This is a genomic window from Streptomyces sp. NPDC056452, from assembly GCF_042796085.1.
Classification (GTDB): Bacteria; Actinomycetota; Actinomycetes; order Streptomycetales; family Streptomycetaceae; genus Streptomyces.
Map to the genome: position 1 here is coordinate 34,541 of NZ_JBHTRI010000020.1, position 26,911 is coordinate 61,451.

24 protein-coding genes are annotated in these 26,911 nt (G+C 70.6%); 23 read left to right on the forward strand and 1 reads right to left on the reverse strand.

Annotated features, from left to right (window positions below; all coding sequences use genetic code 11):
• The first annotated feature begins 98 nt into the window (after positions 1–98).
• From mltG to nusB, 9 genes are all read left to right on the forward strand, one after another.
• The gene (mltG, locus tag ACFQ6X_RS20345) at positions 99–1,865 is read left to right on the forward strand and encodes an endolytic transglycosylase MltG (RefSeq protein ID WP_383183291.1); all 1,767 of its coding nucleotides are present in this window, start codon (positions 99–101) and stop codon (positions 1,863–1,865) included.
• Positions 1,862–2,695, forward strand: coding sequence for a shikimate dehydrogenase (locus tag ACFQ6X_RS20350; RefSeq protein WP_383183293.1), 834 nt, complete (start codon positions 1,862–1,864; stop codon positions 2,693–2,695). Before mltG ends, ACFQ6X_RS20350 begins: the two co-directional genes overlap by 4 nt.
• Before the next feature lie 205 nt (positions 2,696–2,900).
• Positions 2,901–4,085, forward strand: a complete 1,185-nt coding sequence (gene aroC / locus ACFQ6X_RS20355) for a chorismate synthase (protein ID WP_329212930.1) — start codon at positions 2,901–2,903, stop codon at positions 4,083–4,085.
• Positions 4,082–5,728, forward strand: coding sequence for a 3-dehydroquinate synthase (gene aroB, locus ACFQ6X_RS20360; RefSeq protein WP_383183295.1), 1,647 nt, complete (start codon positions 4,082–4,084; stop codon positions 5,726–5,728). The genes aroC and aroB overlap by 4 nt, the downstream gene beginning before the upstream one ends.
• Positions 5,725–6,168, forward strand: coding sequence for a type II 3-dehydroquinate dehydratase (gene aroQ, locus ACFQ6X_RS20365; protein ID WP_329212932.1), 444 nt, complete (start codon positions 5,725–5,727; stop codon positions 6,166–6,168). The genes aroB and aroQ overlap by 4 nt, the downstream gene beginning before the upstream one ends.
• Before the next feature lie 115 nt (positions 6,169–6,283).
• Positions 6,284–7,102, forward strand: a complete 819-nt coding sequence (locus ACFQ6X_RS20370; protein WP_383183297.1) for a Pro-rich N-terminal domain-containing protein — start codon at positions 6,284–6,286, stop codon at positions 7,100–7,102.
• 71 nt (positions 7,103–7,173) lie between these two features.
• The gene (locus ACFQ6X_RS20375) at positions 7,174–8,280 is read left to right on the forward strand and encodes a M24 family metallopeptidase (RefSeq protein WP_383183299.1); all 1,107 of its coding nucleotides are present in this window, start codon (positions 7,174–7,176) and stop codon (positions 8,278–8,280) included.
• 49 nt (positions 8,281–8,329) lie between these two features.
• Positions 8,330–8,896: an elongation factor P gene (gene efp / locus ACFQ6X_RS20380; protein ID WP_031097761.1), complete on the forward strand. Its 567-nt coding sequence runs from the start codon at positions 8,330–8,332 to the stop codon at positions 8,894–8,896.
• Between the two features lie 2 nt (positions 8,897–8,898).
• On the forward strand, positions 8,899–9,330 hold the full coding sequence (gene nusB / locus ACFQ6X_RS20385) for a transcription antitermination factor NusB (RefSeq protein WP_056787023.1): 432 nt from the start codon (positions 8,899–8,901) through the stop codon (positions 9,328–9,330).
• A 186-nt stretch (positions 9,331–9,516) separates the two neighbouring features.
• On the opposite strand, the gene bldD is transcribed toward nusB, so the two are convergent.
• Positions 9,517–10,017 (reverse strand): transcriptional regulator BldD, encoded by a 501-nt coding sequence (gene bldD / locus ACFQ6X_RS20390; protein WP_014157378.1) that lies wholly within the window; start codon positions 10,015–10,017, stop codon positions 9,517–9,519.
• A gap of 220 nt (positions 10,018–10,237) precedes the next feature.
• Between bldD and pyrR the strand changes: the two genes are divergently transcribed.
• The 14 genes from pyrR (at position 10,238) to ACFQ6X_RS20460 (ending at position 26,891) form a co-directional block, all read left to right on the forward strand.
• Complete coding sequence (gene pyrR / locus ACFQ6X_RS20395) at positions 10,238–10,822, forward strand: bifunctional pyr operon transcriptional regulator/uracil phosphoribosyltransferase PyrR (protein WP_329212938.1); 585 nt, start codon at positions 10,238–10,240, stop codon at positions 10,820–10,822.
• A gap of 90 nt (positions 10,823–10,912) precedes the next feature.
• Positions 10,913–11,899, forward strand: coding sequence for an aspartate carbamoyltransferase catalytic subunit (locus ACFQ6X_RS20400; protein WP_383183303.1), 987 nt, complete (start codon positions 10,913–10,915; stop codon positions 11,897–11,899).
• Between the two features lie 2 nt (positions 11,900–11,901).
• A complete protein-coding gene (locus tag ACFQ6X_RS20405; RefSeq protein WP_383183305.1) occupies positions 11,902–13,188 on the forward strand; it encodes a dihydroorotase in 1,287 nt (428 codons plus the stop codon).
• Positions 13,185–13,763 carry a hypothetical protein gene (locus ACFQ6X_RS20410; protein ID WP_383183307.1) on the forward strand — a complete coding sequence of 193 codons (579 nt, stop codon included), beginning with the start codon at positions 13,185–13,187 and terminating at the stop codon, positions 13,761–13,763. Before ACFQ6X_RS20405 ends, ACFQ6X_RS20410 begins: the two co-directional genes overlap by 4 nt.
• On the forward strand, positions 13,760–14,902 hold the full coding sequence (gene carA / locus ACFQ6X_RS20415; RefSeq protein ID WP_383183309.1) for a glutamine-hydrolyzing carbamoyl-phosphate synthase small subunit: 1,143 nt from the start codon (positions 13,760–13,762) through the stop codon (positions 14,900–14,902). The genes ACFQ6X_RS20410 and carA overlap by 4 nt, the downstream gene beginning before the upstream one ends.
• Entirely contained in the window at positions 14,895–18,203 is a 3,309-nt protein-coding gene (gene carB / locus ACFQ6X_RS20420; protein WP_383183311.1) for a carbamoyl-phosphate synthase large subunit, read from the forward strand. The genes carA and carB overlap by 8 nt, the downstream gene beginning before the upstream one ends.
• A gap of 55 nt (positions 18,204–18,258) precedes the next feature.
• Positions 18,259–19,368 (forward strand): quinone-dependent dihydroorotate dehydrogenase, encoded by a 1,110-nt coding sequence (locus ACFQ6X_RS20425; protein WP_383183313.1) that lies wholly within the window; start codon positions 18,259–18,261, stop codon positions 19,366–19,368.
• Positions 19,365–20,204 (forward strand): orotidine-5'-phosphate decarboxylase, encoded by an 840-nt coding sequence (pyrF, locus tag ACFQ6X_RS20430; RefSeq protein ID WP_383183315.1) that lies wholly within the window; start codon positions 19,365–19,367, stop codon positions 20,202–20,204. The genes ACFQ6X_RS20425 and pyrF overlap by 4 nt, the downstream gene beginning before the upstream one ends.
• A gap of 245 nt (positions 20,205–20,449) precedes the next feature.
• A complete protein-coding gene (locus tag ACFQ6X_RS20435) occupies positions 20,450–20,773 on the forward strand; it encodes an integration host factor (RefSeq protein WP_018524251.1) in 324 nt (107 codons plus the stop codon).
• Positions 20,774–20,811: 38 nt separating this feature from the next.
• On the forward strand, positions 20,812–21,429 hold the full coding sequence (gmk, locus tag ACFQ6X_RS20440; RefSeq protein WP_383183317.1) for a guanylate kinase: 618 nt from the start codon (positions 20,812–20,814) through the stop codon (positions 21,427–21,429).
• Positions 21,430–21,521: 92 nt separating this feature from the next.
• On the forward strand, positions 21,522–21,794 hold the full coding sequence (gene rpoZ, locus ACFQ6X_RS20445; protein WP_003970369.1) for a DNA-directed RNA polymerase subunit omega: 273 nt from the start codon (positions 21,522–21,524) through the stop codon (positions 21,792–21,794).
• A 181-nt stretch (positions 21,795–21,975) separates the two neighbouring features.
• The gene (gene coaBC / locus ACFQ6X_RS20450; RefSeq protein ID WP_383183320.1) at positions 21,976–23,178 is read left to right on the forward strand and encodes a bifunctional phosphopantothenoylcysteine decarboxylase/phosphopantothenate--cysteine ligase CoaBC; all 1,203 of its coding nucleotides are present in this window, start codon (positions 21,976–21,978) and stop codon (positions 23,176–23,178) included.
• A gap of 241 nt (positions 23,179–23,419) precedes the next feature.
• Positions 23,420–24,628 carry a methionine adenosyltransferase gene (gene metK / locus ACFQ6X_RS20455; protein WP_329212958.1) on the forward strand — a complete coding sequence of 403 codons (1,209 nt, stop codon included), beginning with the start codon at positions 23,420–23,422 and terminating at the stop codon, positions 24,626–24,628.
• A 118-nt stretch (positions 24,629–24,746) separates the two neighbouring features.
• The gene (locus tag ACFQ6X_RS20460) at positions 24,747–26,891 is read left to right on the forward strand and encodes a primosomal protein N' (RefSeq protein WP_383183323.1); all 2,145 of its coding nucleotides are present in this window, start codon (positions 24,747–24,749) and stop codon (positions 26,889–26,891) included.
• Positions 26,892–26,911 lie beyond the last annotated feature (20 nt).

Genomic DNA, 26,911 nt, shown 5'->3' on the forward strand with positions numbered 1-26,911 from the left:
GCGATACGGTAACGTTCCGCGCGATGCGTCGGTGTTCGAACAAACACCGCACAGCGAAGCGAAGAGACGGAACGTCGTCTCGCGGCTCAAGGGGATCGATGACTGAGTATGGCCGGGGCCCCGGCTCCGAACCGTGGCACCCCGAGGACCCCTTGTACGGGGACCAGGGGTGGGAAGGCGGCCGGCAGGCTGCCCACGGCCAGGGCCAGTACGACAGCCAGCAGCAGCCCTATGCGCAGGACCCGTATGCCCAGCAGCAGCCCCAGCAGGGCTACCCGCAGGACCCGTATACCCAGCAGCAGGCCCCGTACGCGCACCAGCAGGACCCGTATGCCCAGCAGCACCCTCAGCAGGGCTACCCGCAGGACCCGTACGCCCAGCAGCAGCCCCAGCAGCCCCAGCAGCCCCAGCAGCCCCAGTACAACGGCGGCTGGGACACGGGCCAGCAGGCCGCGATGCCGTACGAGCCCCAGCCCCAGCCGCCGTACGGCAACGCCCCGGGCGGCTACGGCGAGCAGGCCGACTACTACGGCACCGCCGAGGCCTACCCCCCGCCGCAGCCCCCGGGCCGCCGCGAGCAGGCCCCTGAGTCGCAGCAGCCCCAGCAGCCCCAGCGGCAGAACCCGGACTGGGATCCGGACGAGCCGCAGGAGGAGACGCATCCTTTCTTCACGGGTGCGGACGAGCCGGACGAGGGCCGCGATTCCCGGAAGCCCCGCGACTCCCGGGACGATGACGACTACGACGACGACCCGCGCGAACCCCGCCGGGGCAAGGGCAAGAAGAAGAACCGCAGCGGCTGCGCCTGCCTGGTCGTCTCGCTGGTCCTCGTGGGCGGCCTCGGTGGGGTCTCCTACTTCGGCTACTCCTACTACAAGAGCCAGTTCGGCGCGGCGCCCGATTTCGCCGGCGGCGGTTCGGGCGAGGTCGAGGTCGAGATCCCTGAGGGTGCTCTCGGGAACGAGATCGCGAACATTCTGAAGAAGGCGGGCGTCGTGAAGTCGGCCGACGCCTTCATTTCTGCTCAGAACGGAAATCCCAAGGGGAAATCCATCCAGGCCGGCGTCTATCTCCTGAAGAAGGAGATGTCGGCGGACAACGCCGTGGAACTGATGCTGTCCCCGACGAGCAAGAACGCACTGATCATCGCCGAGGGCCGGACCAATCGGGAGATCTACGCCAAGATCGACGATCGGATCGGCGTCAAGGCGGGTACCACCGCGAAGGTCGCCGAGACCCAGGGCGAAAGCTTCGACCTGCCCGACTGGGCGCCGGACGATCCGGATATCAAGGATCCCCTGGAGGGCTTCCTCTACCCCGCCGCCTATCCCGTCAGCAAGGGGGCGAAGCCCGAGGACGTCCTCAAGAAGATGGTCGCGCGGGCGAACAAGGAATACGCCAAGGGTGACCTCCAGGCCACTGCGGAGAAACTCGGTCTCGAAGGTCCCTGGCAGCTGATCACGGTCGCGAGTCTGGTCCAGGCCGAAGGCAAGCACAAAGAGGACTTCGACAAGGTCTCGAGGGTTGTCTACAACCGTCTCAAGCCCGACAACACCGAGACATACGGTCTGCTCGATTTCGACTCGACGGTCAATTACGTCAAGAAGGAAAGCACGCTGGACATCGGTGCGGTCGATGACCTGCGCAAGCTCGACGATCCGTACAACACGTACCACGTCAAGGGGCTGCCGGCCGGGCCGATCAACAACCCCGGTGCCGAAGCGCTGAACTCTGCGGCCAACCCTGCCCCCGGCCCCTGGTACTACTTCGTATCGATCAGCGAGGACAAGACGGTGTTCGCGGTGACCAACGAGGAGCACGAGCGGAACCGTCAGAAGTACGAGGACCAGAAGGCCGACGAGTGAGCACTCCCAGACGCGCGGCCGTCCTCGGCTCGCCGATCGCCCATTCGCTCTCCCCGGCACTGCACCGGGCCGCGTACGCGGAGCTCGGCCTCGACGACTGGTCGTACGACCGGTTCGACGTGGACGAGGCCGCACTCCCCGGGTTCGTCGAGGGCCTGGACGCCTCCTGGGCGGGACTCTCGCTGACCATGCCGCTCAAGCGGGCGATCATCCCGCTGCTCGACGGGATCAGTGGGACGGCCGCCTCGGTCGAGGCGGTCAACACCGTCGTGTTCACCGAGGACGGGCGCCGGGTCGGCGACAACACCGACATCCCCGGAATGATCGCGGCACTGCACGAACGCGGAGTCGAGAAGGTGGAGTCCGCCGCCGTCCTCGGCGCAGGAGCGACCGCGTCCTCCGCACTCGCCGCGCTCGCCGCGATCTGCACCGGACCGGTGACCGTCTACGTCCGCAGCAGGGAACGCGGCGACGAGATGCGCGGCTGGGGCGACCGCCTCGGCGTCGATGTCCGGGTCGCGGACTGGACATCGGCGGGGCAGGCACTGCGGGCCCCGCTGGTGATCGCCACCACCCCGGCCGGCAGCACGGACGCGCTGGCGGATGCGGTACCGGATGCCCCGGGCACCCTGTTCGACGTGCTCTACGAGCCGTGGCCGACCGCGCTGGCCGCTCGCTGGTCGGCAGCCGAAGGGACCGTGGTCGCGGGTCTCGATCTTCTCGTCCATCAGGCCGTCCTCCAGGTGGAGCAGATGACCGGGAGAGTGCCCGGTCCGCTGGCCGCGATGCGGGCGGCGGGCGAAGAGGCCCTGGCGGCTCGCGAGCACTGACGCCGCGCCGACCACGGTCGGGCGAAGTGCACATTGCGGCCCGCCTCGTCCCGTTTCGCCGGGTCGCGTCGAGTGCCGGAACGGTCCGTCTGCTGGACCGGCGGGTGGTTCGCGCCCCCGGGCGTGGGAGGATCGGGGTGGCGGGCCAGGGCCGCGCACCCGGTCGCGCCGTTGCAGTTTTCAGGCGCGAGCATGAGGAGCACCGTTGAGCAGGTTGCGCTGGCTGACCGCAGGAGAGTCGCACGGCCCCGCACTGGTGGCGACGCTGGAGGGACTTCCCGCCGGCATCCCGGTCACCACGGAGATGGTGGCGGACGCGCTCGCCCGGCGACGGCTCGGTTACGGGCGCGGCGCTCGGATGAAGTTCGAGAAGGACGAGGTCACCTTCCTCGGCGGCGTCCGGCACGGCCTGACCATGGGTTCACCCGTTGCCGTGATGGTGGGCAACACCGAGTGGCCCAAGTGGGAGCAGGTCATGTCGGCCGACCCGGTCGACCCCGACGTACTGGCCGAGCAGGCCCGTAACGCCCCGCTGACCCGGCCCCGGCCCGGTCACGCCGACCTCGCCGGGATGCAGAAGTACGGCTTCGACGAGGCCCGGCCGATCCTGGAGCGCGCCAGCGCCCGGGAGACCGCGGCCCGTGTCGCCCTCGGCGCCGTCGCCCGCTCCTACCTCAAGGAGACCGCGGGCATCGAGATCGTCTCCCACGTCGTCGAGCTGGCCGCGGCCAAGGCGCCCTACGGCGTCTACCCCAAGCCCTCCGACGTCGAGCGGCTCGACGCCGACCCCGTGCGCTGCCTGGACGCCGACGCGTCGAAGGCGATGGTCGCGGAGATCGACCAGGCCCACAAGGACGGCGACACCCTCGGCGGAGTCGTCGAGGTGCTCGCGTACGGCGTGCCCGTCGGTCTCGGTTCGCATGTGCACTGGGACCGCCGGCTCGACGCACGGCTCGCCGCCGCGCTGATGGGCATCCAGGCCATCAAGGGCGTCGAGGTCGGCGACGGCTTCGACCTGGCCCGGGTGCCGGGCTCCAAGGCGCACGACGAGATCGTGGCCACCGCGGACGGGATCAGGCGCACCTCCGGCCGCTCCGGCGGCACCGAGGGCGGCCTGACCACGGGTGAGCTGTTGCGGGTCCGCGCCGCGATGAAGCCGATCGCCACCGTGCCCCGCGCGCTCGCCACCATCGACGTCGTCACCGGTGAGGCGGCCAAGGCCCACCACCAGCGCTCCGACGTCTGTGCCGTCCCGGCCGCCGGGATCGTCGCCGAGGCGATGGTCGCGCTGGTGCTGGCCGACGCGGTCGCGGAGAAGTTCGGCGGCGACAGCGTCGCGGAGACCCACCGCAACGTGCAGTCGTACCTCTCCCACCTGCAGATCCGGTGAGCGGCCCGCTGATCGTCCTCGTCGGCCCCATGGGGGTCGGCAAGTCCACGGTGGGCGAGCTGCTCGCCGAGCGCCTCGGCACCACCTACCGGGACACCGACGCGGATGTCGTGGCCACGGCGGGCAAGGCGATCTCCGAGATCTTCTTCGACGAGGGCGAGGAGCACTTCCGGGCGCTGGAACGGCAGGCGGTGCAGGACGCCATGGCCCAGCACCGGGGCGTCCTCTCCCTCGGCGGCGGAACGGTGCTCGACGAGAACACCCGTGAGCTGCTCGCGGGCCACGCCGTCGTCTACCTGTCGATGGACGTGGACGAGGCCGTCAAGCGGGTCGGGCTGAACACCGCCCGCCCCCTGCTCGCCGTCAACCCGCGACGGCAGTGGCGCGAGCTCATGGAGGCCAGGCGCCATCTCTACGAAGAGGTGGCCCGCTCCGTCGTCGCCACCGACGAACGCACCCCCGAAGAGGTCGCCCAGGCGGTCCTCGACGCACTGGAACTGCCGGAGCGCACGGGCGAGTCCCTGCTGTCCGGCCGGGAGAACACACGTATGACCGAGCAGGGCACCACGCGCATCCAGATCGCCGGCACGGCGGGCACCGACCCGTACGAGGTGCTCGTCGGCCGTCAGCTTCTCGGCGAGCTGGCGAACCTCATCGGCGACCGCGCCAGGAGGGTCGCCGTCCTGCACCCCGAAGCGCTCGCCGAGACCGGTGAGGCGGTCCGCCAGGACCTGGCCGACCAGGGCTACGAGGCCATCGCGATCCAGCTGCCGAACGCCGAGGAGGCCAAGACCGTCGAGGTCGCGGCCTACTGCTGGAAGGCGCTCGGCCAGACCGGCTTCACCCGCACCGACGTCATCGTCGGTGTCGGCGGCGGCGCCACCACCGACGTGGCGGGCTTCGTCGCCGCCACCTGGCTGCGCGGGGTCCGCTGGATCGCCGTGCCGACGACGGTGCTCGCCATGGTCGACGCGGCCGTCGGCGGCAAGACGGGAATCAACACCGCCGAGGGCAAGAACCTCGTCGGCGCCTTCCACCCGCCCGCCGGAGTGCTCTGCGACCTCGCCGCGCTCGACTCGCTGCCGGTCAACGACTACGTCTCCGGCATGGCCGAGATCATCAAGGCCGGCTTCATCGCCGATCCGGTGATCCTCGACCTCGTCGAGGCCGACCCGCAGGGCGCCCGTACGCCCGCGGGACCGCACACCGCCGAGCTGATCGAGCGTTCCATCCGGGTCAAGGCCGAGGTCGTCTCCAGCGACCTCAAGGAGTCCGGACTCCGGGAGATCCTCAACTACGGGCACACCCTGGCCCACGCCATCGAGAAGAACGAGCGCTACAAGTGGCGCCACGGCGCCGCGGTCTCGATCGGCATGGTCTTCGCCGCCGAACTGGGCCGGCTCGCCGGACGCCTCGACGACGCCACCGCCGACCGGCACCGCGCCGTCCTGGAGTCCGTCGGACTGCCGCTCACCTACCGCGGCGACCAGTGGCCCAAGCTCCTGGAGAACATGAAGGTCGACAAGAAGTCGCGCGGCGACCTGCTGCGCTTCATCGTCCTGGACGGCATCGGGAAGCCCACCGTGCTCGAGGGACCCGACCCGGCGGTCCTCCTCGCCGCCTACGGGGAGGTCTCCGCATGACCACCCGCAGGGTCCTCGTGCTCAACGGCCCGAACCTCGGACGGCTCGGCTCCCGCGAGCCCGACGTGTACGGGGCGACGTCGTACGCGGGTCTCGTCGACACGTGCCGCACCGTCGGCAAGGAGCTCGGCTTCGACGTCGACGTCCGCGAGACCAACGACGAGGGCGAGCTGATCCGCTGGCTCCACGAGGCAGCCGACGGATCGATTCCGGTCGTTCTCAACCCGGGCGCGTTCACCCACTACTCGTACGGCATGCGCGACGCGGCCGCCCAGCGCACCGCTCCGCTGATCGAGGTGCACATCTCGAATCCGTACGCACGTGAGGAATTCCGCCACACCTCGGTGGTCGCCCCGGTGGCCACCGGCACCGTGGCCGGATTCGGTATCGGCTCCTACCGCCTCGCCCTGCGGGCCCTGGCCGACGAGCTGACGGCCTGACGGACTGTCAACGGGCACTTCGTGCCTCCCTGGGCCGTTCACTCGGTGGCGGCCCAGGAAGGTACGGTTGCCGTCGACCAGCGCCAGTTGCCTGCACGAGACGGAGTGGCACCGGATGCAGCACGCAGTGGGGGCCCCGCTGCCGCCGCCCCACGGTCCCGGAAACGGGCTGTGGACGCAGGAGGCCCAGCACCCCGGCCACCCCGGTCCGCCGGGACCGCCGCCGATACCTCCCGCCCCCCAGGGGCAGGGATGGACCGGCCCCGCACCCCAGCACGCCCCGTCCCCGCCCTCGCGGGAGACCACCGGGCACATCCAGCTCCCGCCGGGCGGACCCGTTCCGCTGCCCGCGCCGCCCGCCGAGGCGGGCACCGGCACGGCGACCCTGGCCGTGCTGCTGATCGGCCCGGCAGGGGCCGGCAAGACCACGGTCGCCAAGCTCTGGGCGGGCCGCCGCCGCGTCCCCACCGCGCATGTCTCCCTCGACGACGTCCGCGAATGGGTCTGCTCTGGCTTCGCCGACCCGCAGGCCGGGTGGAACGACCACTCCGAGGCGCAGTACCGGCTGGCGCGCCGCACCTGCGGCTTCGCCGCCCGTAATTTCCTGGCCAACGGCATCTCGTGCATCCTCGACGACGCCGTCTTCCCCGACCGGCCCGTCGTCGGCCTGGGAGGCTGGAAGCGCCACGTGGGCCCCGGCCTGCTGCCCGTCGTCCTCCTGCCCGGCCTGGAGATCGTCCTGGAGCGCAACGCGGCACGCAGCGGCAACCGCCGCCTCTCCGACGAGGAAGTCGCCCGGATCCACGGCCGGATGGCCGGCTGGTACGGCTCCGGCCTGCCGATCATCGACAACTCCACGTACGACGTCGAGACCACCGCCAGGGTCCTGGACGACGTGCTCGCCCGCTCCATAGCCAGCCCGCCGACCTGGTAGCCGCGGGTGCGGCGCCCCCGGTCGGATGCGCTGACCGGGCGGCCCGCCGCCCGCGCTCGTAGGCTCGGAACATGTCAGAGGTGTACGCCGTCCGACGCGGGCTGCTCCGCGACCGGTACGCCGCCGCCGGATCCGCTGCGGCCCTGGTCTCCCGCCCCGCCAACGTCCGCTATCTCGCGGGCGGGGCCCCGCCCGGCGCCGTGCTGCTCCTCGGCCCCGGACAGGACGTCCTGCTCTGCCCCCGTGCCCCGACGGGCGACCCCGCCCACGGGCGCCCCGACGAACAGCTGCGGCTGACGGTGCTGCCCGCGCCCGACGGGGATCCCGTCGTCGCCGCCGCGGATCTGGCCCTCTCCCTCGACGCGGACTCCCTCGCCGTGGAGGAGCACGACCTCACCGTCTCCCGGCACCGTGCCATGGGCTCGGTCGCCCCCCGCCTCCGTCTGGCCGACCTCGGCTTCACCGTGGAGCAGCTGCGGGTCGTCAAGGACGAGGAGGAGATCGCCTGCCTGCGGATCGCCGCCGAGATCACCGATCAGGCCCTCGGAGAGCTCCTCGAATCCATCCTGGTGGGCCGTACGGAGCGGCACCTGGCCCTGGAGCTGGAGCGCCGCCTGGTGGACCACGGCGCGGACGGCCCCGCCTTCTCCACTTCCGTCGGTACGGGCCCCAATTCGGGCCAGGGACGTCACCGGCCCTCGGACCGGAGGGTGGAGGAAGGCGATTTTCTCTCCGTCTGCCTGGGGGCGAACTATCGCGGCTACCGGTGCGAGATCGGGCGGACCTTCGTCATCGGGACCGCTCCCGCCGCATGGCAGATCGACCTGTACGACCTTGTTTTCGCCGCTCAGCGGGCCGGACGGGAGGCTCTCGTACCCGGTGCCGCCTACCGCGACGTGGACCACGCGGCCCGTCATCTGCTGGACTCGGCGGGTCACACGGAGGGCCTCCAGGCCTGGACCGGGCACGGGGTCGGGCTCGAAATCGACGAGGACCCGCAGCTGGCACCGACAGCCATGGGTAAACTGGACGCTTGTGTGCCGGTCACCGTCGAACCGGGGGTCCACCTCCCGGGCCGGGGCGGTGTCCGGATCGATGACACGCTCGTCGTGCGCCCCGAGGCGGACGGCGGACCCGAGCTACTCACCATTACGACCAAGGAGCTGCTCGCGCTCTAGCGCGCATCCTTTGTCGTCCACCAGCTTCAGTCCAGGAGATTCCGCAACCGTGGCTTCCACGAACGACCTCAAGAACGGCCTGGTGCTCAAGCTCGACGGAGGCCAGCTCTGGTCCGTCGTCGAGTTCCAGCACGTCAAGCCCGGCAAGGGCCCGGCTTTCGTGCGTACCAAGCTCAAGAACGTGCTCTCCGGCAAGGTCGTCGACAAGACGTTCAACGCCGGCGTGAAGGTCGAAACGGCCACCATTGACCGCCGAGACATGCAGTTCTCGTACATGGACGGCGAGTACTTCGTCTTCATGGACATGAACACGTACGACCAGCTGATGGTCGACCGCAAGGCTGTCGGCGACGCCGCCAACTTCCTGATCGAGGGCTTCACCGCCTCGGTCGCGCAGCACGAGGGCGAGGTGCTCTACGTCGAGCTGCCGGCCGCGGTCGAGCTGACGATCCAGCACACCGACCCGGGCGTCCAGGGTGACCGCTCCACCGGTGGCAGCAAGCCCGCCACCCTGGAGACGGGCTACGAGATCGGCGTGCCGCTCTTCATCACCACCGGCGAGAAGATCAAGGTCGACACCCGTACGGGCGACTACCTCGGCCGGGTGAACAGCTAACCGTGGCTGCCCGGAACAAGGCCCGCAAGCGCGCCTTCCAGATCCTCTTCGAGGCCGACCAGCGCGGTGAGTCCGTGCAGACGGTCCTCGCGGACTGGGTTCGGCTCTCGCGGACCGACGACCGACAGCCGCCGGTCGGCGAATTCACCATGGAGCTCGTCGAGGGGTACGCGCAGTACGCGGACCGGATCGACGACCTCATCGTCACCTATGCCGTGGACTGGGAGATCGACCGCATGCCGGTCGTCGACCGGAGCATCCTCAGGCTCGGCGCGTACGAGCTGATCTGGATGGACTCGACCCCGGACGCCGTGGTGATCGACGAGGCGGTCCAGCTCGCCAAGGAGTTCTCCACGGACGACTCCCCGTCCTTCGTGAACGGCCTGCTGGCCCGTTTCAAGGACCTCAAGCCGAACCTTCGCCGGGAGCAGTAGCCTCTCCGGCGGCGTTCAGCCGAACGAAGGGCCCATGGCGCGAGCTGTGGGCCCTTCGGCGTGCCCGGCACCTGCCCGTCCGGGGAACGGAGCGCGAACCGCCAAGGGCCCGGGAAACGGAAACGCCGGGCCGGCGGGGTGCCCGAGGGCCCCCGCCTACCCGGCGGTACGTTTCTGCTGCGGCTGTCAGCCCTCGTCGTGGGCCACAGCGCGGCGCGCGTCGGCGTCCAGCACGCCCCAGCTGATCAGCTGCTCCGTGAGCACGGACGGCGACTGGTCGTAGATCACGGCCAGGGTGCGCAGGTCGTCCTGGCGGATCGACAGCACCTTGCCGTTGTAGTCGCCGCGCTGGCTCTGGATCGTCGCCGCGTAACGCTGCAGCGGTCCGGCCTTCTCCGGCGGGACGTGGGCGAGGCGCTCCAGGTCCAGGACGAGCTTCGGCGGCGGCTCGGCGGCCCCGCCGGGCGTCGTGCCGGGCAGGAGCTCCTGCACCGGGACGCCATAGAAATCCGCCAGCTCGGCAAGGCGCTGCACGGTCACGGCGCGGTCGCCGCGCTCGTACGAACCGACCACTACGGCCTTCCAGCGGCCCTGCGACTTCTCCTCCACGCCGTGGAGGGAGAGGCCCTGCTGGGTGCGGATGGCGCGGAGCTTGGCCCCGAGCTGTTTTGCGTATTCGCTGGACATAAGGCTCCCCGGACGCTGGAACATTCTGCGGCTCCGCCGCGTGGCTGGTAACTCACTGTGAGGTTACGCAGCGTTACTTGGATGCGTCAAGCTGAAAGGTCCGGACTGCCACCTCCCGGGGGCGGGGTCGGGGCTCGCACAAGCCCTGGTAACGTGGATGACGCAATTTCGACGTCCTTTAACGTCCGTCCAGTGAGGCGGAGAAGGAGGTCCGTTTCTTATGGACGCACAGCATGACGACCACGGCAATGCGGCACGCCCCGTTCTCGAGGCTCCCGACATCGCCCGGGTACTGACCCGAATCGCCCACGAGATCGTCGAACGCGCCAAGGGCGCCGACGACGTCGTGCTCCTCGGCATCCCGACGCGGGGGGTCTACCTCGCCTCCCGGCTCGCCGGGAAACTCGAAGAGATCACCGGCCGGAAGACGCCGGTCGGATCGCTCGACATCACGATGTACCGCGACGACCTGAGGATGCGCCCCGCGCGCGCCCTGGCCCGCACCGAGATCCCCGGTGAGGGCATCGAGGGCAGGCTCGTCGTCCTGGTCGACGACGTGCTCTTCTCCGGCCGTACGATCCGCGCCGCACTCGACGCGCTCGGCGACATCGGCCGCCCCCGCGCCGTGCAGCTCGCGGTCCTCGTCGACCGCGGCCACCGCGAACTCCCGATCCGCGCCGACTACGTCGGCAAGAACCTCCCCACGTCGCTGCGGGAGACGGTCAAGGTCCAGCTCGCCGAGGAGGACGGCCGCGACGCCGTGCTGCTCGGCGTCAAGCAGACCGTCCCGGCGGGCGAGCAGTAGCTCCGCGCCCCGTACGCCGCTCCAGTGGCCGTACGGCAGCTTCCGCACGCCCGCATGCCTGATCCCTCCACCATCCACGGAGAACCCCAGATGAAGCGTCACCTCATCTCGGCCGCAGACCTCACCCGCGACGACGCCGTCCTGATCCTCGACACCGCCGAGGAAATGGCCCGGGTCGCGGACCGGCCGATCAAGAAGCTCCCCACCCTGCGCGGCCGTACCGTCGTCAACCTCTTCTTCGAGGACTCGACGCGCACGCGGATCTCGTTCGAGGCCGCCGCCAAGCGGCTGTCCGCCGACGTCATCAACTTCTCCGCGAAGGGTTCGTCCGTCTCCAAGGGCGAGTCCCTCAAGGACACCGCCCTGACGCTGGAGGCGATGGGTGCCGACGCCGTCGTCATCCGGCACGGCGCCTCGGGGGCTCCGTACCGCCTCGCGACATCGGGCTGGATCGACGGGGCCGTCGTGAACGCGGGCGACGGCACGCACGAGCACCCCACCCAGGCACTGCTGGACGCCTTCACGATGCGCCGCAGGCTGGTCGGTGCCGACGCGGGGCTCGGCCGGGACCTCGAGGGCCGCCGGATCACGATCGTCGGCGACATCCTGCACAGCCGGGTGGCCCGGTCCAACGTCCACCTGCTGACCACACTCGGCGCGCACGTCACTCTGGTGGCCCCGCCCACCCTCGTACCGGTCGGTGTCGAACAGTGGCCCTGCGACGTCAACTACAGCCTCGACGAGGTGCTGCCGAAGTCCGACGCGGTGATGATGCTCCGTGTGCAGCGCGAACGGATGAACGCCGCGTACTTCCCGACGGAGCGCGAGTACTCGCGCCGCTACGGCCTGGACGGCCTGCGCATGGCGCGCATGCCCGAGCACGCCATCGTCATGCACCCCGGCCCGATGGTCCGCGGCATGGAGATCACCGCCGACGTCGCCGACTCCGACCGCTGCACGGTCGTCGAGCAGGTGGCCAACGGCGTGTCGATCCGCATGGCCGTGCTCTACCTGCTGCTCGGCGGCTCCGAGCCCGCCGCTCCCGCCGTTCACACCCGTACCGAGGAGAACAAGTAACCATGAGCAAGATCCTTATCCGCGGTGCGAAGGTCCTCGGCGGCGAGCCCCAGGACGTCCTCATCGACGGCGAGACCATCTCCGCGGTCGGCACCGGGCTCGACGCCGGCGACGCCACCGTGATCGAGGCCGCTGGCCAGGTCCTGCTGCCCGGCCTCGTCGACCTGCACACGCACCTGCGCGAGCCCGGCCGCGAGGACTCCGAGACGGTGCTCACCGGCACCCGGGCCGCGGCCGTCGGCGGCTTCACCGCCGTTCATGCCATGGCCAACACCTTCCCGGTCGCCGACACCGCGGGTGTCGTCGAGCAGGTCTGGCGGCTCGGCAAGGAGTCCGGCTACTGCGACGTGCAGCCCATCGGCGCCGTCACCGTCGGCCTGGAGGGCAAGCAGCTCGCCGAACTCGGAGCCATGCACGACTCCGCCGCCGGAGTGAGGGTCTTCTCCGACGACGGCAAGTGCGTCGACGACGCGGTGATCATGCGACGCGCCCTGGAGTACGTGAAGGCGTTCGACGGTGTCGTCGCCCAGCACGCCCAGGAGCCCCGCCTCACCGAGGGCGCCCAGATGAACGAGGGCATCGTCTCGGCCGAGCTCGGTCTCGGCGGCTGGCCCGCCGTCGCCGAGGAGTCGATCATCGCCCGCGACGTCCTGCTCGCGGCCCACGTCGACTCCCGGGTGCACATCTGCCACCTCTCGACCGCCGGCTCCGTGGAGATCGTCCGCTGGGCCAAGTCCAAGGGCTGGAACGTCACCGCCGAGGTCACCCCGCACCACCTGCTCCTCACCGACGAGCTCGTACGGACCTACGACCCCGTCTACAAGGTGAACCCGCCGCTGCGCACCGAGGCCGACGTGATGGCCCTGCGCGAGGCGCTCGCCGACGGCACGATCGACTGCGTCGCCACCGACCACGCCCCGCACCCGCACGAGGACAAGGACTGCGAGTGGGCCGCCGCCGCCATGGGCATGGTGGGCCTGGAGACCGCGCTGTCCGTGGTCCAGCAGACGATGGTGGACACCGGTCTCATCGACTGGGCGGGTGTCGCCGACCGCATGTCGTTCCGTCCCGCGGCCATCGGCCGGCTCGAAGGACACGGCCGGCCCGTCTCGGCGGGTGAGCCCGCCAACCTCACCCTGGTCGATCCGGCATACCGTGGAGCCGTGGACCCCGCGGGCTTCGCGTCCCGCAGCCGCAACACTCCGTACGAGGGTCGCGAGCTGCCGGGCCGAGTGACCCACACCTTCCTGCGGGGCCGTGCCACGGTCGTCGACGGGAAGCTCGCGTGACAACACTGAACCCCCTCTACCAGCTGGCCGCCGAGCAGAAGTCGGCGGACGTGACCGACTGGTCCGCCCGCATCAGCTGGGTCCTCGGACTGGTCGTCTTCATCGCCTTCGTCTACTGGCTGATGCGCCAGGGGTGGAAGTGGCGCGGGAGCCTCCAGTCGGATCTGCCCGAGCTCGCCACGGCCCCCGAAGGATTCGCGGACGGCGAGAAGCTGCTCACGCTGACCGGCCGCTACCACGCGTCGACGACCGCGGGACAGTGGCTCGACCGGATCGTCGCCCACGGCCTCGGCACCCGCAGCCGGGTGGAACTCACCCTCATGGAGCAGGGCCTCGACGTCGTACGCCCCGGTGCGGCCGACTTCTTCGTCCCCGCCGCCGCACTGCGCGAGGCCCGGCTGGACAAGGCACTCGCCGGCAAGGTCCTCCCCGAGGGCGGCCTCCTGGTCATCACCTGGGCGCACGGCGACAAGCTGATCGACTCCGGATTCCGCTCCGACCACGCCGCCGAGCACCCGGCCTGGGTCGACGCCGTCAACCACCTCACCAGCACTACGGAAGGCACCGCACGATGACGATCTCCACCCGGGGAGCCGACAAAGCTCCCGCCGTACTCGTCCTGGAGGACGGCCGCTCCTTCCGCGGCCGCGCCTACGGGGCCGTGGGGGAGACCTTCGGCGAGGCGGTGTTCTCCACCGGCATGACCGGTTACCAGGAAACGCTGACCGATCCCTCGTACCACCGCCAGGTCGTCGTGATGACCGCCCCGCACATCGGCAACACCGGTGTGAACGACGAGGACCCCGAGTCGAAGCAGATCTGGGTCGCCGGATACGTCGTCCGCGACCCCGCCCGCAAGCCCTCCAACTGGCGCTCCCGGCGCTCGCTGGACGAGGAGCTCGTCAGCCAGGGCATCGTCGGCATCAGCGGCATCGACACCCGTGCGCTGACCCGGCACCTCCGCGAGCGCGGCGCGATGCGCGTCGGCATCTTCTCCGGCAACGCCATCGCGGACGAGGGCATACTGCTCGCCAAGGTGCGCCAGGCGCCCGAGATGAGCGGCGCCGACCTCTCCGCCGAGGTCGCCACCAAGGAGACGTACGTCGTCCCCGCGGTCGGCACCAAGAAGTTCACGGTCGCCGCGATCGACCTCGGCATCAAGGGCATGACCCCGCACCGCATGGCCGAGCGCGGCATCGAGGTGCACGTCCTGCCCGCCACCGCCACCCTCGACGAGGTGTACGCGGTGAAGCCCGACGGAGTCTTCTTCTCCAACGGCCCCGGCGACCCGTCCACCGCCGACCACCCGGTCTCCGTCATGCAGGGCGTCCTGGAGCGGAAGACACCTCTCTTCGGCATCTGCTTCGGCAACCAGATCCTGGGCCGCGCACTCGGCTTCGGCACCTACAAGCTGAAGTACGGCCACCGCGGCATCAACCAGCCCGTGCAGGACCGTACGACCGGCAAGGTCGAGGTCACCGCGCACAACCACGGCTTCGCCGTCGACGCACCCCTCGACAAGGTCTCCGACACGGAGTTCGGCCGCGCCGAGGTCTCCCACGTCTGCCTGAACGACCAGGTCGTCGAAGGCCTCCAGCTCCTGGACCGGCCTGCCTTCAGCGTCCAGTACCACCCCGAAGCAGCCGCCGGCCCGCACGACGCCGCGTACCTCTTCGACCGCTTCGTTTCCCTGATGGAGGGCCAGCGTGCCTAAGCGCTCCGATATCCAGTCCGTCCTGGTCATCGGCTCCGGCCCGATCGTCATCGGGCAGGCCGCCGAATTCGACTACTCCGGCACCCAGGCCTGCCGCGTCCTCAAGGCCGAGGGCCTGCGCGTCATCCTGGTCAACTCCAACCCGGCGACGATCATGACCGACCCGGAGATCGCCGACGCCACGTACGTCGAGCCGATCACCCCCGAGTTCGTCGAGAAGATCATCGCCAAGGAGCGCCCCGACGCGCTCCTGCCGACGCTGGGCGGCCAGACCGCGCTCAACACCGCGATCTCCATGCACGAGAACGGTGTCCTGGAGAAGTACGGCGTCGAGCTCATCGGCGCCAACGTCGAGGCCATCAACAAGGGCGAGGACCGCGACCTCTTCAAGGGTGTCGTCGAAGCCGTCAAGGCGAAGATCGGTTACGGCGAGTCCGCCCGCTCCGTCATCTGCCACACCATGGACGACGTCATCGCGGGCGTCGACACCCTCGGCGGCTACCCCGTCGTCGTCCGCCCCTCCTTCACCATGGGCGGCGCCGGTTCGGGCTTCGCCCACGACGAGGAGGAGCTGCGCCGGATCGCGGGACAGGGCCTCACGCTCTCGCCGACCACCGAGGTGCTCCTGGAGGAGTCCATCCTGGGCTGGAAGGAGTACGAGCTGGAGCTGATGCGCGACAAGAACGACAACGTCGTGGTCGTCTGCTCCATCGAGAACTTCGACCCGATGGGCGTCCACACCGGGGACTCGATCACCGTCGCCCCCTCGATGACCCTCACCGACCGTGAGTACCAGCGGCTGCGCGACATCGGCATCGCGATCATCCGCGAGGTCGGCGTCGACACCGGCGGCTGCAACATCCAGTTCGCCATCGACCCGACCGACGGCCGCGTCATCGTGATCGAGATGAACCCGCGCGTCTCCCGCTCCTCGGCGCTGGCCTCCAAGGCCACCGGCTTCCCGATCGCCAAGATCGCCGCCAAGCTGGCCGTCGGCTACACGCTCGACGAGATCCCCAACGACATCACCGAGAAGACGCCGGCCTCCTTCGAGCCGACCCTCGACTACGTCGTTGTGAAGGCCCCTCGCTTCGCCTTCGAGAAGTTCCCCTCCGCCGACTCCACCCTCACCACCACCATGAAGTCGGTGGGCGAGGCCATGGCGATCGGCCGCAACTTCACCGAGGCGCTGCAGAAGGCCCTGCGCTCCCTGGAGAAGAAGGGCTCGCAGTTCGCCTTCACCGGCGAGCCCGGCGACAAGGCCGAGCTGCTCGCCGAGGCGGTCCGCCCCACGGACGGCCGCATCAACACCGTCATGCAGGCGATCCGCGCCGGCGCCACGCAGGAAGAGGTCTTCGACGCCACGAAGATCGACCCCTGGTTCGTCGACCAGCTCTTCCTGATCAAGGAGATCGCCGACGAGCTGGCCGCCGCCGAGCGCCTCGACACCGAGCTGCTCGCCGAGGCCAAGCGGCACGGCTTCTCCGACGCCCAGATCGGCGAGATCCGCGGTCTGCGCGAGGACGTCGTGCGCGAGGTGCGGCACGCCCTCGGTATCCGCCCGGTCTACAAGACGGTCGACACCTGCGCCGCGGAGTTCGCCGCGAACACGCCGTACTTCTACTCCTCCTACGACGAGGAGAGCGAGGTCGCGTCCCGCACCAAGCCCGCGGTGATCATCCTCGGATCCGGTCCGAACCGCATCGGCCAGGGCATCGAGTTCGACTACTCCTGCGTCCACGCCTCCTTCGCGCTGAGCGACGCGGGCTACGAGACCGTGATGGTCAACTGCAACCCGGAGACCGTCTCCACGGACTACGACACCTCCGACCGGCTGTACTTCGAGCCGCTCACGCTCGAGGACGTCCTGGAGATCGTGCACGCCGAGTCCCTCGCGGGCCCGATCGCCGGTGTCATCGTCCAGCTCGGCGGCCAGACCCCGCTCGGCCTGGCGCAGGCGCTCAAGGACAACGGCGTACCGATCGTGGGCACCTCCCCGGAGGCCATCCACGCCGCTGAGGACCGCGGTGCCTTCGGCCGGGTCCTCGCCGAGGCCGGCCTGCCCGCCCCGAAGCACGGCACGGCGACCACGTTCTCCGAGGCCAAGGCCATCGCCGACGAGATCGGCTACCCCGTACTCGTACGCCCGTCGTACGTGCTCGGCGGCCGCGGCATGGAGATCGTGTACGACGAGGCGCGCCTCTCCTCGTACATCGCCGAGTCCACCGAGATCAGCCCCACCCGGCCGGTCCTGGTCGACCGCTTCCTCGACGACGCGATCGAGATCGACGTCGACGCGCTCTACGACGGCACCGAGCTGTACCTCGGCGGCGTCATGGAACACATCGAGGAGGCCGGCATCCACTCCGGCGACTCCGCCTGCGCACTGCCCCCGATCACGCTCGGCGGCTTCGACATCAAGCGCCTGCGGGCCTCGACCGAGGGCATCGCCAAGGGCGTCGGCGTGCGCGGCCTGATCAACATCCAGTTCGCGCTCTCCGGCGACATCCTCTACGTGCTCGAAGCCAACCCGCGCGCCTCGCGGACCGTCCCCTTCACCTCGAAGGCCACCGCGGTCCCGCTCGCGAAGGCCGCCGCCCGCATCTCGCTGGGCGCGACCGTCGCCGAGCTGCGCGAGGAGGGGCTGCTGCCGAAGCACGGCGACGGCGGCACCCTGCCGCTCGACGCGCCGATCTCCGTCAAGGAGGCCGTCATGCCGTGGTCGCGCTTCCGCGACATCCACGGCCGCGGCGTCGACACGGTCCTCGGCCCGGAGATGCGCTCCACCGGTGAGGTCATGGGCATCGACTCGGTCTTCGGCACGGCGTACGCCAAGTCGCAGGCCGGTGCGTACGGCCCGCTGCCCACCAAGGGCCGCGCCTTCATCTCCGTCGCCAACCGCGACAAGCGCTCGATGATCTTCCCGGCCCGCGAACTCGTCGCCCACGGCTTCGAGCTGATGGCGACGTCCGGCACCGCCGAGGTGCTCAAGCGCAACGGCATCAACGCCACCATCGTGCGCAAGCAGTCCGAGGGCGAGGGCCCCAACGGGGAGAAGACCATCGTCCAGCTGATCCACGACGGCCAGGTCGACCTCATCGTCAACACCCCGTACGGAACGGGCGGCAGGCTCGACGGCTACGAGATCCGCACCGCGGCCGTCGCCCGGTCGGTGCCGTGCCTCACCACGGTCCAGGCGCTCGCCGCGGCCGTCCAGGGCATCGACGCGCTCAACCACGGAGACGTCGGCGTACGTTCCCTCCAGGAACACGCGGAACATCTGACCGCGGCCCGCGACTAGGACGCCAGCAGGGGGACACCGGAAACGGTGTCCCCCTCTTCATGAGGACTGTGTGATGTACAAACTCTTCTTCCAGCTGGTCTTCAAGCGCATGGACCCGGAGCAGGCCCACTACCTGGCCTTCCGCTGGATCCGCCTCGCGGCCCGCGTCCCCGGCCTGCGGACCTTCGTCGCCGCCGCGCTCGCCCCCCGCTACGAGGAACTGCGCACCGAGGCCCTCGGGCTGAGGATGCACGGCCCGTTCGGGCTCGCCGCCGGCTTCGACAAGAACGCGATCGCGATCGACGGCATGTCGATGCTCGGGTTCGACCACATCGAGATCGGCACGGTCACCGGCGAGGCGCAGTCCGGCAACCCGAAGAAGCGCCTGTTCCGGCTCGTCGCGGACCGTGCGCTGATCAACCGCATGGGCTTCAACAACGAGGGCTCCGCGGCCGTCGCCGAACGCCTGGCCACCCGCAGGCCCGTCTTCCGTACGACGGTCGGCGTCAACATCGGCAAGACCAAGGTGGTCCCCGAGGCCGAGGCGGTGGGGGACTACGTCAAGTCCACCGAGCGGCTCGCCGCCCACGCCGACTACCTCGTCGTCAACGTCTCCTCGCCGAACACCCCGGGGCTGCGCAGCCTCCAGGCCACCGAGGCGCTCCGGCCGCTGCTCGCGGCGGTGCGCGAGGCCGCCGACCGCACGGTCACGGACCGCCGGGTCCCGCTGCTCGTCAAGATCGCCCCCGACCTGGCCGACGACGACGTCGACGCGGTCGCGGACCTCGCCGTCGAGCTCGGTCTGGACGGCATCATCGCCACCAACACCACCATCGCCCGCGACAGCCTCGGACTGAAGTCCCCGGCCTCGCTGGTCAAGGAGACCGGCGGACTCTCCGGCGCACCCCTCAAGGAGCGCTCCCTGGAGGTCCTGAGCCGCCTGTACGCCCGTGTGGGGACCCGGATCACCCTCGTCGGCGTCGGGGGCGTCGAGAACGCCGAGGACGCCTGGCAGCGCATCCTCGCCGGTGCCACGCTCGTCCAGGGCTACAGCGCCTTCATCTACGAGGGCCCGTTCTACGCCCGTTCGATCCACAAGGGCCTGGCCGCGCGCCTGGCCGCCTCCCCGTACGCCACCCTCGCCGAAGCCGTCGGCGCCTCGACACGGAAGGTCATGCAGTGACCCTCGAACCCTTCGGCGCCCGCCTGCGCCGCGCCATGGACACCCGCGGGCCGCTCTGCGTGGGCATCGACCCGCACGCCTCGCTCCTCACCTCCTGGGGCCTGAACGACGACATCGCGGGCCTGGAGCGCTTCACCCGTACGGTCGTCGAGGCACTGGCCGACCGGGTCGCCGTGCTCAAGCCGCAGTCGGCGTTCTTCGAGCGGTTCGGCTCGCGCGGCATCGCCGTCCTGGAGAAGGCCGTCGAGGAGGCGCGCGCCGCCGGAGCCCTGGTGCTCATGGACGCCAAGCGCGGGGACATCGGCTCCACCATGGGCGCCTACGCGGCCACGTACCTCGACAAGGACTCGCCGCTGTTCTCCGACGCGGTCACCGTCTCGCCCTACCTCGGCTTCGGCTCGCTGCGCCCGGCGCTCGACGCGGCCGCGGTCTCCGGCTCGGGTGTCTTCGTCCTCGCCCTCACCTCCAACCCGGAGGGCGCCGAGGTCCAGCGCGCCACCACCGCGGACGGACGGCCGCTGGCCCAGCTGATGCTCGACCACATGGCCGCCGAGAACGAGGGCGCGGCTCCGCTCGGCTCGGTCGGGGCGGTCGTCGGTGCCACGCTCGGGGACGCGGGTGTGAATCTGGCGATCAACGGTCCGCTGCTCGCTCCCGGCATCGGCGCCCAGGGCGCCACTCCCGCGGATCTGCCCGGTGTGTTCGGCGCCTCGGTGGGCAATGTGGTGCCGAGCGTGAGCCGGGGCGTGCTGCGCCACGGGCCGGACGCGTCAGGGCTGCGCAAAGCCGCCGGTCGGTTCGCGGACGAGGTCCGCGCAGCCGTCTCGGATGGCTGACCATGCCACGTAACAGCGCGTTGACGGAATCCTGAGCAGAAATCCGGGTTGTTATGACGGAAATGTCCCGGTCGGCTGAGGCTGACCAGGACTTTTCGTCTGTTCTCGCTGACTCAGGCGGCCATGGCCGCTAGTCTCCGGTCGAGAGCCAACGAGCACAGGTTGTTCGTTGCTCACCGGCTGTGGGGCTTTCACGTTCCTCACCGGTCCGTATCCGACAGATCGACATCCGAGGTGACGTAGGCGTGGCTCTTCCGCCCCTTACCCCTGAACAGCGCGCAGCCGCGCTCGAAAAGGCCGCCGCGGCTCGCCGGGAGCGGGCCGAGGTCAAGAATCGACTCAAGCATTCCGGCGCCTCCCTCCACGAGGTCATCAAGTCGGGACAGGAGAACGACGTCATCGGCAAGATGAAGGTCTCCGCCCTGCTGGAGTCCCTGCCGGGCGTGGGCAAGGTCCGCGCCAAGCAGATCATGGAGCGGCTCGGCATCTCCGAGAGCCGCCGGGTCCGGGGTCTTGGCTCCAACCAGATCGCATCTTTGGAGCGTGAGTTCGGCGGCAGTGCCGCCTGACGTTCTCAGGCACTCCTGAGAAGCGGGATAATCGCTCCATGGCTGCAACATCCCGGGGGAACTCCCCCGTACCCCCGGACGTACGTCCGCGGCTGACCGTGCTCTCCGGCCCCTCCGGGGTCGGTAAGAGCACGGTCGTCGCTCATATGCGCAAGGTTCACCCCGAGGTCTGGCTCTCGGTGTCGGCCACGACCCGCAAGCCGCGCCCCGGCGAACGCAACGGTGTCCACTACTTCTTCGTGGACACCGAGGAGTTCGACAAGCTGATCGCCAACGGCGAGCTGCTGGAGTGGGCGGAGTTCGCGGGCAACCGCTACGGCACCCCGCGCCGGGCCGTGCTGGACCGCCTCGAGGCGGGCGAGCCGGTGCTGCTGGAGATCGATCTGCAGGGTGCCCGGCTGGTCCGCCAGTCGATGCCCGACGCGCAGCTGGTCTTCCTGGCCCCGCCGAGCTGGGACGAGCTGGTGCGCCGGCTCACCGGCCGCGGGACGGAGGCGCCCGACGTGATCGAGCGCCGGCTCATGGCGGCGAAGGTCGAGCTGGCCGCCGAGGCGGAGTTCGACACGACCCTTGTCAACACCTCGGTCGAGGACGTGGCACGTGAGCTGCTAACGTTGATGCTGCAGGCTTCCGGCCTCCGCGGCATCGACGACTGACCTCGTCGGCCCCGCGGACGCAGAGCATCACCACTGCGGAACCAGCATGATCAAAGATCTCTTTGATCTCTATCCCCTTCGGAAGGCAGAGAGTGTCCTCTTCCATCACCACGCCCGAGGGCATCATCAACCCGCCGATTGATGAGCTCCTCGAGGCCACCGACTCGAAGTACAGCCTTGTGATCTACGCGGCCAAGCGCGCGCGCCAGATCAACGCGTACTACTCGCAGCTCGGTGAAGGCCTCCTCGAGTACGTCGGTCCGCTCGTCGACACCCACGTGCACGAGAAGCCGCTCTCGATCGCGCTCCGCGAGATCAACGCGGGCCTGCTGACCTCCGAGGCCATCGAGGGCCCCGCGCAGTAAGCAGGAGACGCACCTTCACCACAGGCCCGGCGGTCACCACCGCCGGGCCTGTGGTGTGTCCGGGGCCGGGCCCGCCGGGGGCCCTCCCACGCGGTGAGGCAGCATGGAGTGCGTACGTCCCCCGGCTGCAGGCAGCCGGGTGCGCATCGGTTGCGCGGAGAAACGAGTGCGGGGAGACGCAGTGGACAAGCCGAAGGTCGTCCTGGGGGTCAGCGGTGGCATCGCCGCCTACAAGGCGTGCGAGCTGCTGCGCCGGCTGACCGAGTCCGGTCATGACGTCAGGGTCGTGCCGACCGAGGCGTCGCTGAACTTCGTCGGGGCCGCCACCTGGTCGGCGCTCTCCGGCAACCCCGTGTCGAGCGAGGTCTGGGACAGCGTTCACGAGGTGCCGCACGTCCGGATCGGGCAGGCGGCCGACCTCGTCGTGGTCGCACCCGCCACGGCCGACATGCTCGCCAAGGCCGCCCACGGCCTCGCCGACGACCTCCTCACCAACACGCTCCTCACCGCCCGCTGTCCGGTCGTCTTCGCACCGGCCATGCACACCGAGATGTGGGAGCACCCGGCCACCCAGGAGAACGTGGCCACACTGCGCCGCCGCGGTGCCGTCGTCATCGAGCCCGCCGTCGGCCGCCTCACCGGCGTCGACACCGGCAAGGGCCGGCTGCCGGACCCGGGGGAGATCTTCGAGGTCTGCCGCCGCGTCCTGACCCGCGGCCCGGCCGAACCCGACCTCGCGGGCAGGCACGTGGTCATCAGCGCCGGCGGCACCCGGGAGCCTCTCGACCCGGTCCGCTACCTGGGCAACCGCTCCTCCGGCAAGCAGGGCTACGCGCTGGCGCGCACCGCTGTCGCCCGCGGCGCCCGGGTGACGCTGGTCGAGGCGAACACCGGGCTGCCCGACCCCGCGGGCGCCGACGTCCTGCGCGCCGGAACCGCCCTGCAGCTGCGCGAGGCCGTGCTGAAGGCGGCGGCCGACGCCGATGTGGTGGTGATGGCCGCGGCCGTCGCCGACTTCCGCCCCGCGGACTACGCGGCGGGAAAGATCAAGAAGAAGGACGGCCAGGAGCCGGCGCCCCTCGTCCTCGTCCGCAATCCCGACATCCTCGCCGAGGTCTCCGCGGACCGCGCCCGCCCCGGCCAGGTCGTCGTCGGATTCGCCGCCGAGACCGACGACGTCCTCGCCAACGGCCGCGACAAGCTCCGACGCAAGGGCTGCGACCTGCTCGTGGTCAACGAGGTGGGGGAGCGCAAGACCTTCGGGTCCGAGGAGAACGAGGCAGTGGTGCTCGCGGCCGACGGCGGCGAGACCGCTGTGCCGTACGGGCCGAAAGAAGCACTCGCCGACACGGTCTGGGACCTGGTTGCGGCACGCTTCGGCTAGATTGCGTAATTGCCGCTCCGGCGGGATGGAAGCTCAAGAAATTCGGTCATTTGTCACACCCGGAAGGAGCGATTGTCGTACTGCCGTCAACAGTGCCGCAGGTCACAGAGCTCCCAAGGGGCGAGACGCGTGGCCCATTCACCGGAAGCGACCGATAAACTGGTCGACGGAACGTGCCGGGCGCAGCTCCCGGAGGTCCATCAATGATCAGCCAGCAGCCGCTGCAACCCCAGGGAGCGATGTGTCCCGCCGTCTCTTCACCTCGGAGTCCGTTACCGAGGGCCACCCCGACAAGATCGCTGACCAGATCAGCGACACGATTCTCGATGCGCTCCTGCGTGAGGACCCTTCCTCGCGTGTCGCCGTCGAGACCTTGATCACCACTGGTCTGGTGCATGTCGCGGGTGAGGTCACGACCAAGGCCTACGCCGACATCCCCAACCTCGTGCGCAACAAGGTGCTGGAGATCGGCTACGACTCCTCCAAGAAGGGCTTCGACGGAGCCTCCTGCGGCGTGTCGGTGTCCATCGGCGCGCAGTCCCCGGACATCGCGCAGGGTGTCGACACGGCGTACGAGAAGCGCGTCGAGGGCGACGAGGACGAGCTCGACAAGCAGGGCGCCGGCGACCAGGGCCTCATGTTCGGCTACGCCTGCGACGAGACGCCCGAGCTGATGCCGCTCCCGATCCACCTGGCGCACCGGCTCTCCCGCCGGCTGTCCGAGGTCCGGAAGAACGGGACCATCCCGTACCTGCGTCCCGACGGCAAGACCCAGGTCACCATCGAGTACGACGGTGACAAGGCCGTCCGCCTCGACACGGTCGTCGTCTCCTCGCAGCACGCGTCGGACATCGACCTGGACTCGCTCCTCGCGCCCGACATCCGTGAGTTCGTCGTCGAGCACGTCCTGGCGCAGCTCATCGAGGACGGCATCAAGCTGGACACCGAGGGCTACCGGCTCCTGGTGAACCCGACCGGCCGCTTCGAGATCGGCGGTCCCATGGGTGACGCCGGTCTGACCGGCCGCAAGATCATTATCGACACCTACGGCGGCATGGCCCGCCACGGCGGCGGTGCCTTCTCCGGCAAGGACCCGTCGAAGGTCGACCGCTCGGCGGCGTACGCCATGCGCTGGGTGGCCAAGAACGTCGTGGCGGCCGGTCTCGCGGCCCGCTGCGAGGTCCAGGTCGCGTACGCGATCGGCAAGGCCGAGCCGGTGGGCCTGTTCGTCGAGACGTTCGGCACCGCCACCGTCGAGACGGAGAAGATCGAGCACGCGATCGGCGAGGTCTTCGACCTCCGCCCGGCCGCGATCATCCGCGACCTCGACCTGCTCCGCCCGATCTACGCCCAGACCGCCGCGTACGGCCACTTCGGCCGTGAGCTGCCCGACTTCACCTGGGAGCGCACCGACCGCGTGGACGCGCTGCGTACGGCGGCCGGGCTCTAGAGCCCGCCGACGTCAGCCCGTACTCCGGGGCCCGGATGCCGTACACGGTGTCCGGGCCCCGGTGCGTGCGCTGCGGGAGCCGCAACCGGTGTCAGTGGCGTCTGGTAGGAATTTGGCTGTGAGCAGCGACAACGAGCGGTCCGACGAGCCCGAGGCCGGGGCACCGGAGCAGCTTGCGCTCATCCGGGAGACCGTGCGCAAGGCCAAGGTGCCGCGGGCCAAGCCCCGCACCTGGCGGGGTGCGACGCTCGCCGAGGAGCTGCCGGTCGCCCGGGTCCTGGTGAACAAGGGCGCGCTCCACCTCGATCAGTATTTCGATTACGCCGTCCCGGAGGAGCTCGACGCCGAGGCACAGCCCGGTGTCCGGGTGCGGGTGCGGTTCGGGGCCGGGGGGCGTCAGGTCCGCGGCGGGCGGCGCGAGGGCGGTGGGCTGATCGACGGATTCCTGATCGAGCGGCGTGCCGAGTCGGACTACCAGGGCGCCCTGGCGGCGCTCGCCTACGTCGTCTCGCCCGAGCCGGTGCTCGGGCCCGAGCTGCTCGCGCTCTCGCGGGCCGTCGCCGACCGGTACGCGGGCAGCCTCGCCGATGTGCTGCAGCTCGCCGTGCCGCCCAGGAACGGCCGGGCGGAGTCCAAGGCGTCACCCGCGCCGCTGCCACCGCCCCCGGCCCCGGAGCCCGGGACCTGGGAGCGGTACGCACAGGGGCCCGCGTTCCTCGGCGCGCTGGCCGAGGGCGGGGCGCCCAGAGCCGTCTGGACCGCACTGCCCGGGCCGCACTGGCCCGAGGAGATCGCCAGGGCCGTCGCCGCCACGCTGGCCTCGGGACGGGGCGCACTCGTCGTCGTACCGGACGGGCGGACCGCGGGGCGGGTGGACGCCGCGCTCACCGAGGTGATGGGGGAGGGGCGCCACGCGCTGCTGACCGCCGACTCGGGGCCCGAGAAGCGCTACCGGGAGTGGCTCGCCGTCCGGCGTGGTTCGGTGCGCGCGGTGGTCGGGACCAGGGCCGCCATGTTCGCCCCCGTCGCCGATCTGGGCCTGGTGGCCGTCTGGGACGACGGGGACTCCAGTCACAGCGACGACAACGCCCCGTTCCCGCACGTCCGGGAAGTCCTGGAGCTGAGGGCGGCGCACGGCCGGTGCGCGTTCCTCCTGGGCGGGACGAACTGCACCGTGGAAGCCGCCCAGCTGGTCGAGAGCGGCTGGGCGCTGCCGCTGCGCGCGGACCGGGAGCAGCTGCGGATCGCGGCGCCCCTGGTGCGTACCGTCGGCGACGGAGAGCTCGCGAGGGACGGGGCGGCGCGTTCCGCCCGGCTCCCCAGCCTCGCCTGGCAGACCGTACGGGACGGGCTGCGCAGCGGCCCCGTGCTGATCCAGGTGCCGCGCCGGGGGTACGCACCCCGGCTGGCCTGCGAACGCTGCCGCGAACCCGCGCGGTGCAGGCACTGCGCGGGGCCGCTGGAGGCTCCGGACCAGCAGGACCTCAACTGCGCCTGGTGCGGACGCGCCGAGACCGCCTGGAGCTGTTCCGCCTGCGGCACAGGGCGGCTGCGGGCCCGGATCGTCGGTGCCCGGCGGACCGCCGAGGAGCTGGGCCGGGCGTTCCCCGCCGTCCCGGTGCGTACGTCGGGCCGGGACCATGTGCTCGACTCCGTACCGGACCAGCCCGCCCTGGTGGTCAGCACACCCGGGGCCGAACCCGTGGCGGAGGGCGGCTACGCGGCCGCGCTGCTGCTGGACGGCTGGGCGATGGTGGGCCGGCCCGACCTGCGGGCCGGTGAGGAGGCGCTGCGGCGCTGGACGGCCGCCGCCTCACTGGTACGGGGGCAGCCGGAGGGGGGCACCGTGGTGATCGTGGCCGAGCCGACCCTGCGGCCCGTCCAGGCCCTGGTGCGCTGGGACCCCGTCGGCCATGCCCGCCGCGAGCTCGCGGAGCGCGCCGAACTCGGCTTTCCGCCCGTGTCCAGGATGGCTTCGGTGACCGGGCCGCCGGAGGCGATCGCCGCGTACCTGGCCGCGGTGGAACTGCCGTCGGAGGCGGAGATCCTCGGACCGGTACCGCTGCCGGGGGCCGTCTCGGGCAGGCCCCGCAGGCAGGGGGACGCGCCGCCGGGCGAGACCTGGGAGCGGGCGCTGGTCAGGGTGCCGCCGGGGCGCGGGGCGGCGCTCGCGGCCGCCCTGAAGGCGGCTCAGGCGGCGCGGACGGCCCGGGGGACCGGAGATCCGGTACGGATCAGGATCGACCCGCCGGACATCGGCTGACGAGGCCGTACGGGCCCCGC